Origin of the sequence: Nonomuraea sp. NEAU-A123 (assembly GCF_018603905.1) — a bacterium.
Lineage (GTDB): Bacteria > Actinomycetota > Actinomycetes > Streptosporangiales > Streptosporangiaceae > Nonomuraea.
The window spans coordinates 126,848-138,892 of record NZ_JAHFZZ010000023.1; the positions used below are offsets into that span (position 1 = coordinate 126,848).

Sequence of the window (12,045 nt, forward strand, 5' to 3'; positions counted from 1 at the left end):
TAGCGGTTCGTACACCTGGCAGGGGCAGGTGGGATCAATCGAGCGTGATGCCGTTGGCGGCCCGCTGGACGTTCTCCGGAGCCGCGCCCTGGCCCGGGTTCTCCAGGGCGAGCGCCTGGTTGAGCTCGACGAACGGCCGCATCCGCCGCTCGTAGCGGTCGAACGCCTGGTCTGTGTCCCTGGCCAGCTCCTGAGCCAGTACGTACGCGCCGACCATGGCCAGGCTGGTGCCCTGACCGGACAGCGGTGAGGCGCAGTAGCCCGCGTCGCCGACCAGTGTGACCCGGCCCTCGGACCAGCGGTCCATCCGGATCTGCGCCATGGCGTCGAAGTAGAAGTCGTCGGCTTCCCACATCGCCTTCAGCAGCCGGGGCGTCTCCCAGCGCAGCTCCGAGCAGCGCTCCTCGATGAGCCGCTTCTGCTGTTCGATGTCGCGGTAGTCGTAGGCGACGGGCTCGGAGCCGAAGCCGATGTTGACCCGCATTGAGGCGTTGCCCGGGACGGTGTAGAGACCGAACCCGGCCTCGCCCTCCCGGTGCCACACCTGCCAGCGGTCCAGGTCGAGGAAGTTGTCGGCGCTGTAGATGGCCACGTACATGCCGAGGTGGTTGATGAACCGCGACTCCTCGCCGAACACCAGCCCGCGCACGTTCGAGTGCAGCCCGTCGGCGCCGACCACATAGTCGAAACGCCGCCGTACGCCGCTCTCGAACGTCACCTGGACACCCTGGTCGTCCTGGTCGATCGTCGCGATCGAGTCGCCGTAGAGGTATTCGGCGCCTCCGGCCGAGGCGGCGATGACGAGCGCGGTCAGGTCGTCGCGCATGATCTCGATGTCGGGGCTGTCCAGCCGGCCGCCGCTGATCGTCTCCTCGGTGCTGCGCATCAGCTCGTTGCCGTCGCCGTCGACCATCGACATGCCGCGCATGTCGGTCTTCAGGGCTCGTGCCTGCTCCAGGATGCCCATGCGCTCGGCCACCTCCAGCGCGGCTCCCCGGATGTCGATCGCCTGGCCGCCCCGGCGGGGCTCGGGGGCGCGTTCGACGACGGTCACGTCGAAGCCGTGCTCGCGCAGCCAGTAGGCCAGGACGGGGCCGCCGATGCTGGCGCCGGAAATGAGGACGTTCATGGCAGGGTCTCCCTTGTCTGCTGTTGACGCTGTACGGAGTGAATGTACGGCGTACAGACAGGCTTCGCAACAGGGATTCTGCTAATCTCTGTACTAGTACAGGGTTGAGGGAGGTCGGTGGTGGTGGAAGCCGCGCCGCCGTACGTGCGGATCGTCGACGACATCAAGCGCCGCATAGCGGACGGCGAGTTGCGGGCCGGGGATCGGGTGCCCTCCACCCGGCAACTGGCCAGGGACTGGGACGTCGCGCTGGCCACCGCCGCCAAGGCGCTGGCCAGGCTCGGGCAGCAGGGCGTGGTCGTGGCCGAGCCGCGCGTCGGTACGGTCGTCGCCGGGCCCCCGGGCCGGTCACCACGACACCCGCACGGCGACCCCGACAACCCAAGCCGCGACGCGAGCCACAGCGCCGCGCACGGCCCCGCGCATGACTCCGTGCATGACCCAGCGCGAGACCCGGCGCGAGATGCGGTGCGTGAGTCCGGGCGTGATCGGGCGCGAGACTCCGGGCGGGATGCGGCGCGTGATTTGACGCGTGATCGGGTCGTGCGGATCGCCGTCGAGATGGCCGACGCCGAGGGGTTGCCCGCGCTGTCCATGCGCGGTGTCGCGGGCCGGCTCGGCGTGGCCACCATGTCGCTCTACCGCCACGTGGGCAGCAAGGACGACCTGGTCGAGCTGATGATCGAGCAGGTGTTCGGCGAGTTCCCGCTGCCCGACGAGCCGCCGCACGGCTGGCGGGCCCGGCTGGAGGTGGCGGCCCGCGTGCAGTGGGCGGCCTATCGGCGGCACCCGTGGATGGCCGGGATCACCTCGCTGACCCGGCCGCTGCCGTCACCGAGCCTGCTCAGGCACACCGAATGGGCGCTGGCGGCGATCGACGGCCACGGCCTCGACCCGGTGACCATGATGGACGTGCACATCCTGCTGTACAGCCACGTTCAGGGGATCGCCGCCAACTTCGAGCTGGAGGTCCAGGCGCGGGCCATGACCGGCCTCACCGACGACGAATGGATGCGGGACCAGGACGAGCAGCTGGCGGCCATCGTCACGTCGGGGCCCTATCCCACGTTCGTCGACGTCATCGCGCGGATGGGGGGCGACTTCGAGTTCGACTTCGACCGGCTCTTCGAGCTCGGTCTGCGAGCGCTGCTCGACGGCCTGGCCGGGATCATCGAGAGGCAGCCAGGCAGGGACTAGTCGGAGATCGCGATGCGGAGGCGGCGAAAGCCGCGTCCCTTGCTCTCGATCTTGGCCACCCTGATGTGCCCGATCTGCTTCGTCGAGGCGACGTGCGTGCCGCCGTCGGCCTGGGTGTCCAGCCCGACGATGTCGATGATCCGGACGTCGGCCACGTGCTCCGGCACCAGGTTCGTCGCCGTCCGGATGATGTCCGGGATCTCGAAGGCCTCCTCGCGCGGCAGGACCCGTACGTCGATGCGCCGGTCCGCGACGATCTCGGCGTTGCACGCGTCCTCGACCGTCTCCTTGAAGCCCGGCGGCACCTCCGGCAGGTTGAAGTCCATCCGCGCGCTCAGCACGTCCATGTTGCCGCCCGTCACCAGCGACCCGTAGTCGCGGAACACCACGCCGCACAGAACGTGGAGCCCCGAGTGGGTACGCATGAGGGCCGAGCGGCGTTCGTCGGCCACCGCCCCCTGAACGACCGTGCCGGCCGGCGGGATCGGGTCGCCCTCTGCCGGAATCAAGTGCAGATCATCGGCTTTGCGCACCCCGACGATCCGCGTTTCCACTCCCTGCCAGAGCAGAACTCCGTGATCTGCCGGCTGGCCGCCTCCGCCCGGATAGAATGCCGACTTGCTCAGAACGATCCCGTCGGGTGTGGAATCCAGGACGACGGCTTCGAAGTCGCGCAGATTCTGATCCGACAATTCGAGCCGATGTGTCCGCCCGTGGAGGTCATGAGTCATGTCGGCAGCTTAAAGCCCCGAGGTGGATATGCGCGGCCTGCTGGATCGAGCCCTGATCGCACCGGCTGTCGCGATACTGGGGATTTGTTGCGTGATATCGGGATGCGGTGGTGGAGCAGGTGAAGCGTGGCCAAGCCCGGCACGGCTCCGCTCCGAAACGCCCGCGCCGATGCATGGCTGGCTGTCGGGGCCGGAGAGCGGATCGGCCGCGCCCGTCGTGATGTTCGTCGGCGACAGCTTCACGGTCGGCTCCGGTCCGGTGCCCACCTGGCGGACCTACGCCGCCGAGTCGGCCCGGCTGCTGGGCTGGCAACCGGTCATCGCGGGCGCGGGAGGCACCGGCTATCTCAACAAGGGCCGTGTCGGCCGTACGTTCCAGCAGTCGTTCGAGGCCGAACTGGCCTGGCGCCCCGCCCCCGACCTGCTGGTCATCTCAGGCGGCCACAACGACTGCCGCTGGTCCGCGGAGAGCGTGCGGCGAGCGGCGGAGAGCCTCATCTCCGAGGTGCGGACCCATTGGCCGCGAACCCGCATCCTCATGATCGGCCCCATCTGGCTGCGCGACACCCCGCGCAGGGCTTTTCGGGTGCGTGACGCCTTGTCGAGCCTGGCCGGGCAGGAAACCATTCCCTTCCTGGACCCGCTCGACGAACCCCGGATCACCGGCACTCCACCGGGCCAACTGCTCCCCGACGGTATCCATCCCACCGCCGAAGGCCATGCCCACCTGGCCAGCTGGCTGACAGACGCCATCGGCCGGCTAGCGAAGGGGGAGGATCACCAAGGTCCGTAAGGGCCGTTGTTGCCGCCGCGCCCGCCCATGCCCTTGACGGCGGGCTTGACGTCGACGATGTAGACCGTCGCCGCGATGACGGCGATGATCGAGAAGAACCCCAGCCCGATCCCGATGAACTGTGTGCCACCCACAGCCATGAAGGCGTTGTAGTAGTCCCACGCGCCCGCGGCGGCGAACAGCGTGGCGAGGACCAGGATGATCAGCCAGAGATTCTTCTGCAGCTTGCCGGCCGACACGAACGCGTTGGTCGGCACCCGCGCGGCGTGCACCAGCGCATAGATCGACATGCCGAGGATGCCGACCGCGAGCAGCAGAAAGAGAAGATTCAGGCCGCCGTTGATGATTTCCATGTGAGTCCGCCCAACGCTCGCGATGAAACGGCCCCAGCCTAGTAGGGACCCCTGACAAACGGGCACCTGTCAACGCGGAAAGGCCCGCCTCGTGGAGGCGGGCCCGCGCTGACAGGTCAGGCCTTGGGCGTGGTGGCCTTGGTGGTGCGGGGCTTCTTGACGGTGACGGGGGTGGCGACGGGCGGCTCGGCGGCCTCCGACACCTCCTCCAGCTCCAGTGCGGCCTCGCCGCTCGCCTTGCTGACGACCTTGCGCCCACGGGTGGCGAAGTCCTCGTAGACCTCGGTGGCGAGGACGGTCAGCTGGTCGGCGTAGGTGCGCGCCTTCTCGGGGAACTCCTTGGCGAAGCCCTCGGCCTTGTCGGCGTAGGTGCGGGCCTTCTCCGGCAGGTCCTTGGCGATCTCGGCGCGGCGGGACTGCAGCTTCAGCAACTGCTCGGGCAGCTCGCGCAGCTTCTCCACGGCGTAGTCGCCCACGCCCGCGACGGCGTAGAAAGGCTTGGAGTCGGTGAGCTTCTTGACCTCGGTGGCCAGAGTCATGGGTTAACCTTCCTTGGTTTCCTGGTTGGCGGTGCCGTTGCCGGTGGACGCCGCGAAAGGCTCAAGCGCGGCGAGATATTCATCGGGCAGCGGCTCGTCGTCCGATTCGGAGTCGTGCCGGAGATGAGCGTTCTGGGAGGTCTGCTCGTCTTCGGCGCGCTTCTCTTTGCGAAACGACTCATAAATGTCGATCAGCACCTGGCGTTGCCGCCCGCTCAGGAGCGGGTCGGCGCGGATCGCCGTGATCACGTCACTCGGCGGCTCGCGATCCTCGATGAGGCCCGCCTGCACGTAGAGCGCCTGCGAAGAGATGTGCAGGCCTTTGGCGATCTGGTTGAGAATTTCCGCGCTCGGCTTCCGCAGACCGCGCTCGATCTGGCTGAGGTAGGGGTTGGACACCCCCGCGGCCGTCGCGAGCTGGCGCAGGGAGATCTTCGCCTGCTGCCGCTGCTCGCGGATGTATTCGCCGATCGAGCCGACCTTCGGTAGTGCCATACCGATATTCTGCCGCAGAGTGCTTGCAATTGCAAACGCGAAGGTAACACCTGCAAGCGCTAGAGCTGGATGGTCCACAGGAACGGCGTGGCTGTGACCAACGTCACGGAGAGCGCGATGATCCCGTAGCGCGCCGTGGCGGGCAGCGAAGGACCCGGCTTGATCAGGCGGTCCACCCTGGCCATGACGTTCTTGGCGTGCACGCCGAGCATGCCCTGCGGGGTCGGCATGGCACCCGCCGTACCGAACCTGAGCAGGGCGGTGGCCAGCCTGCGCGGCGAGCAGTAGCGGCGCGCGCGGTCGTCGGCGGCCATCTCGATGAGCAGCTCGACCTGCCCCTGCGCGTCGAAGGCCACCTTGGACCAGGGCAGTGCCCGGCGCAGCGCGGCGAACGGCAGCAGCACCAGGTCGTGGCGCTCCCGTACGTGCGCGGCCTCGTGCGCGAGCACGGCCGTGAGCTCGTCGTGGGACAGCAGCTTGAGCGCGCCCTCGCTGACCACCACCTGCGAACGCAGTCCTGGCACGCAGTAGGCCGCCGCGCTCGGATGGTCGAGCACCCGCACGCCGGGCACGCCCGGGTCGTCGCGGGCGATCAGGGCGAGCAGCACGCGGTGGCGCCGGCGGGCCCGCAGGGCCTGCACGCCCGCGGTGATCAGCACCACGACGAGCACGGCCAGCGCGGCCAGTCCGGCGATCATCGCCGCCACGTGCAGCGGATCCCAGCTCTGGCGCGGAGGCTCACCGCTCGCGAAGGCGATCAGGCTCTGCAGCACGCCCAGCTCGTACGGCTGGACGGCGTAGGCCAGCATGGCGCCCGTCGTGGCCAGCCCCCAGGCCACGCCCAGGGACTGCCAGAGGATGATGGCGATCCGAGGGGCCCGGGACGTCCAGCGGGCGGTCGTGAGACGCCAGGAGCCGAGCCCGCACGCCATGGCGAGCGCTGCCAGCGTCGCTGCCGTGATCACTCTTCCTCCAGCTCCGTGAGAGCTCTCCGCAGGATCTCCGCCTCCGAGCCCGACACGGCCTGGGCGAAGCGGGTGAGGGCGGCCGAGCGGTCGCCCGTCAGGTCCAGAGCTTCCAGCATAAGCTCGGCGATGTACGCGTCGCGGCTCGCCGCCGGTTCGTAGCGCCAGGCGCGGCCGTCGCGGGTCCGCTGGAGGAACCCCTTGCGGGTCAGACGGTCGAGGACGGTCATGACGGTGGTCGGGGCCAGGTCGCGGTCGGCTATGAGACGCCCGACTTCGCGGGCCGTCAGCGCGCTGCTCTCCGCCCAGATGATGTCCATGATGCTGCGTTCGAGCTCGCCAAGACCCTTCACACGCATCAGCGTAGTACTACAAAGCGTCGAGCAGCCATCCGGGATGCTGGTGAGATGCACGTCACGCTGGTCCAGGGGGACATCACCGCGCAGACAGTCGACGCGATCGTCAATGCCGCCAATTCGTCGCTGCTGGGCGGGGGCGGGGTCGACGGCGCGATCCACCGGCGGGGCGGCCCGGAGATCCTCGCCGAGTGCCGGGCGCTGCGGGCCTCCCACTACGGAAAGGGATTGCCGGCGGGACAGGCCGTGGCCACGACCGCCGGACGGCTCGACGCGACCTGGGTGATCCACACCGTCGGGCCGGTCTATTCGCCGACGGATGATCGATCCGACGTTCTGGCCTCGTGCTATCGCGAGTCGCTCCGGGTGGCCGACTCGCTGGGGGCTCGGTCGGTGGCCTTTCCGGCGATCTCGACCGGCATCTACGGGTGGCCGCTGGACGACGGCGCCCGCATCGCGCTGCGTACCGTGCGGGAGTTTTCCACAGCTGTGGACGAGGTGCGGTTCGTGCTGTTCGACGCGGTGGCTTACGCCGCCTTCTCGGGGGCTCTCTAGCGCGGCGCGACCGCCTCCCAGGGGAGGGTCAGTTCTCCGAGGCGCCACCTGGCCGTGCCGCCGAGCGGCGGAGTCCGATGGATGGGCCAGGTGGTCGCCAGGACGTCCACCGCGGCCAGCCAGCGCTGCCTGCGGCCGTGGGCGCCATAGGGGGCGGTTCTCGCCCATGCGCGGTCGAAGTCGCTCAGGAACGCATGGATGCGCTCGCCTGGGACGTTCCGGTGGATGAGCGTCTTCGGCAGGCGGTCGGCCAGGTCCGAAGGGCGGTCGAAGGCGTCGAACCTGGCCGACAGGGTGAGCGTGCGCGGGCCGGTCCGATCCACCCCGGCCCAGATCGCCCGGTGGCCGGTCTCCGAGCAGGTGCCCTCCACCAGCACGCCGCCGGGGGCCAGCTTGCCGCGCAGTGCCTCCCAGTAGCGCCAGGCGTCCGCCTCGCCGTACTGCCTGAGCACGTTGAAGGCCCGGATCAGCAGCGGGGGACGCGAGACCGGCAGCTCGAAGCCGCCCAGCGCGAAGCTCAGGCCCGGGCGCTCGTACGGCTTGGCCAGGGCGACCCGCGCGGGGTCGATCTCGATGCCCACCACCTCGACGTCGGAGCTGATCCGGCGCAGCCGGGTGAAGAGCTCCAGCGTGGTGGTGTGGGAGGCGCCGTAGCCGAGGTCCACGGCCAGCGGCCGGGCGGTGGCGCGCAGCACGCGGCCGTGCGCGGCGGCGATCCACCGGTCGGCGCGCCGCAGCCGGTTGTGCCCGGTCGTCCCTCGGGTGATGGAGCCGACCGGCCTAGCCACCGACGCGGTGCACCTTGTGCTGGGCGGCCTGGGCGCGCGGGCGCATGATCAAGCGGTCGATGTTGACGTGCGCGGGCCTGGTGACGCACCACACGATCGCGTCGGCCACGTCGTCGGAGGACAGCGGGTCCGGCACGCCCTGGTAGACGCGGGCGGCGGCGGCCTCGTCGCCGCGGAAGCGGGTGACCGCGAAGCCCTCGCTCTGGACCATGCCCGGCGCGATCTCCACGACGCGCACCGGCTGCCCGACCAGTTCGAGCCTGAGCGTCTCGGCCATCGAGCGCTGTGCCTGCTTGGCCGCCACGTAGCCGCCGCCGCCCTCGTACGCCACCAGCGCCGCGGTCGAGGTGAGCATCACCAGCACCCCGTCGCCCGACTCGACGAGCTTGGGCAGCAGGGCCTGCGTCATGCGCAGCGACCCGAGGACGTTCGTGTCGTACATCCGCTGCCAGTCGTCGAGCAGCCCCTCGGCCACCGTCTCCGCGCCGAGCGCGCCGCCGGCGTTGTTGACCAGCACGTCACAGCGGTCGAGCGAGGCCGCCAGCGCGTCCACCGACTCCTGAGAGGTCACGTCCAGGGACACGGGACGGATCCCGGGCACTTCGGCGGCCAGCTTGTCCAGCCGGTCCTGCCGCCTCGCGCCCGCCACCACGTCATAGCCTTCGGCGGCCAGCCGCCTGGCCGTCGCCTCGCCGATGCCGCTGCTCGCGCCTGTCACCACTGCCGTCTTTTTCATGGCACACATCTTGCCAGCCCTGCTCATGACACCCCGCTTGTCGGGAATGTCGGAATGTTCGGCATAGTTGTACTCCTTCTGGAGGTGGTGTCGGGTGAGGCGACAACGGGTCAACCGGGTCGCGACCATCAGCATGCACACGTCTCCCTTGGAACAGCCCGGCACGGGCGACGCCGGCGGGATGAACGTGTACATCGTCGAATCGGCCAAACGGCTGGCCGAGTCCGGCGTCGAGGTGGAGATCTTCACCCGGGCCACCGGCCGAGACCAGCCACCGGTGGCCGAACTCGCCCCCGGTGTCCTGGTGCGCCACCTGACCGCCGGCCCGTACGAGGAGCTGACCAGGGCCGACATGCCCGCTCAGCTCTGCGCGTTCCTGTCGGGCGTGCTGCGGACCGAGGCGATGTACGACCCGGGTCGCTATGACGTCATCCACTCGCACTACTGGCTGTCCGGACAGGTTGGCTGGCTGGCCAAGGAGCGCTGGGGCGTGCCGCTCGTGCACACCATGCACACCATGGCCAAGGTGAAGAACCGGCTGCTGGCCGCGGACGACCAGCCCGAGCCGCAGGCCCGCGTGGTGGGCGAGGAGCAGGTCGTGGAGATCGCCGACCGGCTCGTGGCCAACACCGGTGACGAGGCGAGCGAGCTCATCGAGCTGTACGGCGCACAGGAGGAACGCGTCGCGGTCGTGAACCCGGGTGTCAACCTCACCGTCTTCCAGCCCGCTTCACAGGGCGCCGCCCGGCGCCGGCTCGGACTGCCGCAGAACGCGCACGTGCTGCTGTTCGTGGGCCGGATCCAGCCGCTGAAGGCCCCCGACGTGCTGCTGCGCGCCGCCTCGCGGATGCTCATCGACGACCCCTCGCTGCGCGGCCGCCTGGTCGTGGCGTGCGTGGGCGGCCCGTCGGGCAACGGCCTGGCCAGGCCGTCCATCCTCGTCGAACTCGCCGCCGAGCTGGGCATCTCCGACGTCGTCCGGCTGGTGCCGCCGGCGCCGCAGCACGAACTGGCCGACTGGTACCGCGCGGCCGACGTGACCGTCGTGCCGTCGTACAGCGAGTCGTTCGGCCTCGTCGCCCTGGAGTCACAGGCCTGCGGCACCCCTGTCGCCGCGGCCGCCGTGGGCGGGCTGCGCACGGCCGTACGGGATGGCGTGTCGGGTGTGCTCGTGGACGGTCACGACTCGCACGAGTGGGCGCGCGCGCTGCGCCGCTTCGTCACCGCGCCGGCCTGGCGCGACGGCCTGTCGGCCGGCGCCCGCGCGCACGCGGCGGCGTTCGGCTGGCAGGCCACGTCGTCTCAGCTGATGGAGGTCTACGCGGGCGCCGTCGCCGACCTGAACAGGTTGCCGGTTGCCGTCATTTCGTAGGCTGTACGACATGCGCGATGTCGTAGAAACCGCGCTCAAGGCCGCGGACGTCTCCTTTGACGAGCCGCGACCAGGAGCGTTCCTGGTGAAGCTACCCGGGCAGCACAAGCTCGCCACGATGACGTGGTTGATCATCGGCGATCAGGCACTGCACGTCGAGGCGTTCTTCTGCCGCCAGCCCGACGAGAACCACACCGAGTTCTACAAGTGGCTGCTCGCCAAGAACGGCGGCATGTACGGCGTGCACTTCTCCATCGACACCGTCGGCGACGTCTATCTCGTCGGCCGGGTGCCGCTCACGGCGATCACCGAGGAGGAGATCGACCGGCTGCTCGGCTGCGTGCTGACCTACTCCGACGACTGGTTCGACCGGGCGCTGGAACTCGGCTTCGCCTCGTCGATCAGGCGCGAGTGGGAATGGCGCGCCAAACGCGGCGAGTCGCTGGCCAACCTCCAGGCGTTCGCCCGTTTCGCGGATCCGGCGCGGACCGGCGACTGACGCCCGCCATAGGATTACCGCATGGCGACTTTGGTGCTGCTACGGCACGGCGAGAGTGACTGGAACGCGAAAGGCCTGTTCACCGGGTGGGTGGACGTGAGCCTCTCGGCCAAGGGCGAGGACGAGGCCCGCCGGGGCGGCAAGCTCCTGGTGGAGGCCGGCGTACGGCCCGATGTGGTCCACACCAGCCTGCTGACCAGGGCCATCCAGACGGCCCAGCTCGCCCTGGGCGAGGCCGACCTGCTCTGGCTGCCGGTCAAGCGCTCGTGGCGGCTCAACGAGCGCCACTACGGCGCGCTCCAGGGCAAGGACAAGGCGCAGACGCGGCAGGAGTTCGGCGACGAGCAGTTCATGCTCTGGAGGCGCTCCTTCGACGTCCCGCCGCCCCCGATCGCCGACGGCGACGAGTACTCCCAGGCGGGCGACCCGCGCTACGCCCTGCTGCCGCCCGAGCTCATGCCGCGCACCGAGTGCCTCAAGGACGTCGTCGACCGCATGCTGCCCTACTGGTACGACGAGATCGTCCCGGATCTCGCGGCCGGGCGCACCGTGCTGGTGGCGGCGCACGGCAACTCGCTGCGCGCGCTGGTCAAGCATCTCGACGGCATCCCCGACGAGGAGATCGCCGGACTCAACATCCCCACGGGCATCCCGCTGCGCTACGAGCTGGACGCCGAGTTCCGGCCGCTCCGGCGCGGCGGCGAATACCTCGACCCCGAGGCGGCGAAGGCGGCGATCGAGGCGGTCGCCAACCAGGGCCGCTGACGCCTTGGGGTGGGGCGCTTACCGGCGCCCCACCACCGGGTGTCAGGCCGGGCGGGCGCCCGTCACCAGGTAGACGACGTCACCGGCCACGCGGACCGCGTGGTCGGCGTAACGCTCGTAGTAGCGGCCGATCAGCGTGATGTCGATGGCCGGCTCCACGCCGTGGGGCCAGTCCTTGGACAGGATGTTCCTGAACAACCGCCGGTGCAGTTTGTCCATGGCGTCGTCGTCGGATTCGAGCTCCATCGCCGACTCCACGTCCTGCGAGGCGATGCAGCTACCCGCCTTGGTGACCAGGGTCTCGGCGATCTGGCCCATCTGCAGGATCGTGGGCCGCACCTCCGGCGGGATCGCCGTCTCGGGATGGCGCAGCCGCGCGACCTTGGCCACGTGGACCGCCAGGTCGCCCATGCGCTCCAGGTCCGTGCCCATCCGCAGAGCCGTGATCACCATCCGCAGGTCCACGGCCACCGGCTGCTGCCTGGCCATCAGCTCGAAGATGGACGTCTCGATCTCCTCGAACGTCGCGTTCACCTCCGCATCCCTGGAGATCACGCTCTCCGCGAGCTGGAGGTCGGAGTCGAGCAGAGCGGTGGTGGCCCTGGAAATGGCCGAGCGGACCAGCCTGGTCATCTCGACCAGCTTGGCAGTCAGGGAATCGAGTTCTTCATGGTACGCGTCGCGCATGCCGTCACCGTACGTGGCTCTCGATGAACGAACTCCTACCGCCAGATGAACTTTCCTGGAAAGAGACGTTCATCCCCAGGTGAGA

General features: G+C 69.6%; 16 protein-coding genes. 6 read left to right on the forward strand and 10 right to left on the reverse strand.

What is annotated here, in order from left to right; genetic code table 11:
- Positions 1 to 34: 34 nt before the first annotated feature.
- A complete protein-coding gene (locus tag KLK06_RS46650; RefSeq protein WP_214642185.1) occupies positions 35 to 1,129 on the reverse strand; it encodes an FAD-dependent monooxygenase in 1,095 nt (364 codons plus the stop codon).
- A gap of 120 nt (positions 1,130 to 1,249) precedes the next feature.
- Here KLK06_RS46650 and KLK06_RS62695 point away from each other — a divergent pair, with 120 nt between their 5' ends.
- A complete protein-coding gene (locus KLK06_RS62695; protein WP_214642186.1) occupies positions 1,250 to 2,326 on the forward strand; it encodes a TetR/AcrR family transcriptional regulator C-terminal domain-containing protein in 1,077 nt (358 codons plus the stop codon).
- Here KLK06_RS62695 and KLK06_RS46660 read toward each other — a convergent pair.
- Positions 2,323 to 3,057 (reverse strand): alanyl-tRNA editing protein, encoded by a 735-nt coding sequence (locus KLK06_RS46660; RefSeq protein WP_214642187.1) that lies wholly within the window; start codon positions 3,055 to 3,057, stop codon positions 2,323 to 2,325. The genes KLK06_RS62695 and KLK06_RS46660 overlap by 4 nt on opposite strands.
- 169 nt (positions 3,058 to 3,226) lie before the next feature.
- On the opposite strand from KLK06_RS46660, the gene KLK06_RS46665 reads away from it, so the two are divergent.
- A complete protein-coding gene (locus KLK06_RS46665; protein ID WP_214642188.1) occupies positions 3,227 to 3,850 on the forward strand; it encodes an SGNH/GDSL hydrolase family protein in 624 nt (207 codons plus the stop codon).
- Here the strand turns inward: KLK06_RS46665 and KLK06_RS46670 are convergent.
- From KLK06_RS46670 to KLK06_RS46690, 5 genes are all read right to left on the reverse strand, one after another.
- On the reverse strand, positions 3,835 to 4,203 hold the full coding sequence (locus KLK06_RS46670) for a DUF2516 family protein (protein ID WP_214642189.1): 369 nt from the start codon (positions 4,201 to 4,203) through the stop codon (positions 3,835 to 3,837). The two genes, KLK06_RS46665 and KLK06_RS46670, sit on opposite strands and share 16 nt — an antisense overlap.
- A gap of 116 nt (positions 4,204 to 4,319) precedes the next feature.
- Positions 4,320 to 4,742, reverse strand: coding sequence for a hypothetical protein (locus KLK06_RS46675; protein ID WP_214642190.1), 423 nt, complete (start codon positions 4,740 to 4,742; stop codon positions 4,320 to 4,322).
- Between the two features lie 3 nt (positions 4,743 to 4,745).
- Positions 4,746 to 5,237 carry a helix-turn-helix domain-containing protein gene (locus KLK06_RS46680; protein ID WP_214642191.1) on the reverse strand — a complete coding sequence of 164 codons (492 nt, stop codon included), beginning with the start codon at positions 5,235 to 5,237 and terminating at the stop codon, positions 4,746 to 4,748.
- 59 nt (positions 5,238 to 5,296) lie between these two features.
- Positions 5,297 to 6,202 (reverse strand): M56 family metallopeptidase, encoded by a 906-nt coding sequence (locus KLK06_RS46685; protein WP_214642192.1) that lies wholly within the window; start codon positions 6,200 to 6,202, stop codon positions 5,297 to 5,299.
- The gene (locus KLK06_RS46690) at positions 6,199 to 6,555 is read right to left on the reverse strand and encodes a BlaI/MecI/CopY family transcriptional regulator (RefSeq protein ID WP_214642193.1); all 357 of its coding nucleotides are present in this window, start codon (positions 6,553 to 6,555) and stop codon (positions 6,199 to 6,201) included. Before KLK06_RS46690 ends, KLK06_RS46685 begins: the two co-directional genes overlap by 4 nt.
- Positions 6,556 to 6,609: 54 nt before the next feature.
- Between KLK06_RS46690 and KLK06_RS46695 the strand changes: the two genes are divergently transcribed.
- A complete protein-coding gene (locus tag KLK06_RS46695) occupies positions 6,610 to 7,113 on the forward strand; it encodes an O-acetyl-ADP-ribose deacetylase (protein ID WP_214642194.1) in 504 nt (167 codons plus the stop codon).
- Here KLK06_RS46695 and KLK06_RS46700 read toward each other — a convergent pair.
- Both KLK06_RS46700 and KLK06_RS46705 read right to left on the reverse strand, forming a co-directional pair.
- Positions 7,110 to 7,901: a class I SAM-dependent methyltransferase gene (locus KLK06_RS46700; protein ID WP_214642195.1), complete on the reverse strand. Its 792-nt coding sequence runs from the start codon at positions 7,899 to 7,901 to the stop codon at positions 7,110 to 7,112. The genes KLK06_RS46695 and KLK06_RS46700 overlap by 4 nt on opposite strands.
- Positions 7,894 to 8,637 carry an SDR family NAD(P)-dependent oxidoreductase gene (locus KLK06_RS46705; protein ID WP_214642196.1) on the reverse strand — a complete coding sequence of 248 codons (744 nt, stop codon included), beginning with the start codon at positions 8,635 to 8,637 and terminating at the stop codon, positions 7,894 to 7,896. The genes KLK06_RS46700 and KLK06_RS46705 overlap by 8 nt, the downstream gene beginning before the upstream one ends.
- A 94-nt stretch (positions 8,638 to 8,731) precedes the next feature.
- On the opposite strand from KLK06_RS46705, the gene mshA reads away from it, so the two are divergent.
- The 3 genes from mshA to KLK06_RS46720 are packed head-to-tail and all read left to right on the forward strand — an operon-like array spanning position 8,732 to position 11,273.
- Positions 8,732 to 10,009 (forward strand): D-inositol-3-phosphate glycosyltransferase, encoded by a 1,278-nt coding sequence (gene mshA / locus KLK06_RS46710; protein WP_308168753.1) that lies wholly within the window; start codon positions 8,732 to 8,734, stop codon positions 10,007 to 10,009.
- Between the two features lie 10 nt (positions 10,010 to 10,019).
- On the forward strand, positions 10,020 to 10,508 hold the full coding sequence (locus KLK06_RS46715) for a YbjN domain-containing protein (RefSeq protein WP_214642197.1): 489 nt from the start codon (positions 10,020 to 10,022) through the stop codon (positions 10,506 to 10,508).
- A 21-nt stretch (positions 10,509 to 10,529) separates the two neighbouring features.
- Positions 10,530 to 11,273 (forward strand): phosphoglyceromutase, encoded by a 744-nt coding sequence (locus KLK06_RS46720; RefSeq protein ID WP_214642198.1) that lies wholly within the window; start codon positions 10,530 to 10,532, stop codon positions 11,271 to 11,273.
- A 42-nt stretch (positions 11,274 to 11,315) separates the two neighbouring features.
- On the opposite strand, the gene phoU is transcribed toward KLK06_RS46720, so the two are convergent.
- Positions 11,316 to 11,960: a phosphate signaling complex protein PhoU gene (gene phoU / locus KLK06_RS46725; protein ID WP_214642199.1), complete on the reverse strand. Its 645-nt coding sequence runs from the start codon at positions 11,958 to 11,960 to the stop codon at positions 11,316 to 11,318.
- Positions 11,961 to 12,045 lie beyond the last annotated feature (85 nt).

Coding starts and splice junctions, on each gene's coding strand:
- KLK06_RS46705 (WP_214642196.1), bottom strand. CDS start 8,637: ATGAAAAAGACGGCAGTGGTGACAGGCGCGAGCAGCGGCATCGGCGAG.
- KLK06_RS46660 (WP_214642187.1), bottom strand. CDS start 3,057: ATGACTCATGACCTCCACGGGCGGACACATCGGCTCGAATTGTCGGAT.
- KLK06_RS46720 (WP_214642198.1), top strand. CDS start 10,530: ATGGCGACTTTGGTGCTGCTACGGCACGGCGAGAGTGACTGGAACGCG.
- phoU (WP_214642199.1), bottom strand. CDS start 11,960: ATGCGCGACGCGTACCATGAAGAACTCGATTCCCTGACTGCCAAGCTG.
- KLK06_RS46670 (WP_214642189.1), bottom strand. CDS start 4,203: ATGGAAATCATCAACGGCGGCCTGAATCTTCTCTTTCTGCTGCTCGCG.
- KLK06_RS46675 (WP_214642190.1), bottom strand. CDS start 4,742: ATGACTCTGGCCACCGAGGTCAAGAAGCTCACCGACTCCAAGCCTTTC.
- KLK06_RS46665 (WP_214642188.1), top strand. CDS start 3,227: ATGCATGGCTGGCTGTCGGGGCCGGAGAGCGGATCGGCCGCGCCCGTC.
- KLK06_RS46680 (WP_214642191.1), bottom strand. CDS start 5,237: ATGGCACTACCGAAGGTCGGCTCGATCGGCGAATACATCCGCGAGCAG.
- KLK06_RS46695 (WP_214642194.1), top strand. CDS start 6,610: ATGCACGTCACGCTGGTCCAGGGGGACATCACCGCGCAGACAGTCGAC.
- KLK06_RS46650 (WP_214642185.1), bottom strand. CDS start 1,129: ATGAACGTCCTCATTTCCGGCGCCAGCATCGGCGGCCCCGTCCTGGCC.
- KLK06_RS46715 (WP_214642197.1), top strand. CDS start 10,020: ATGCGCGATGTCGTAGAAACCGCGCTCAAGGCCGCGGACGTCTCCTTT.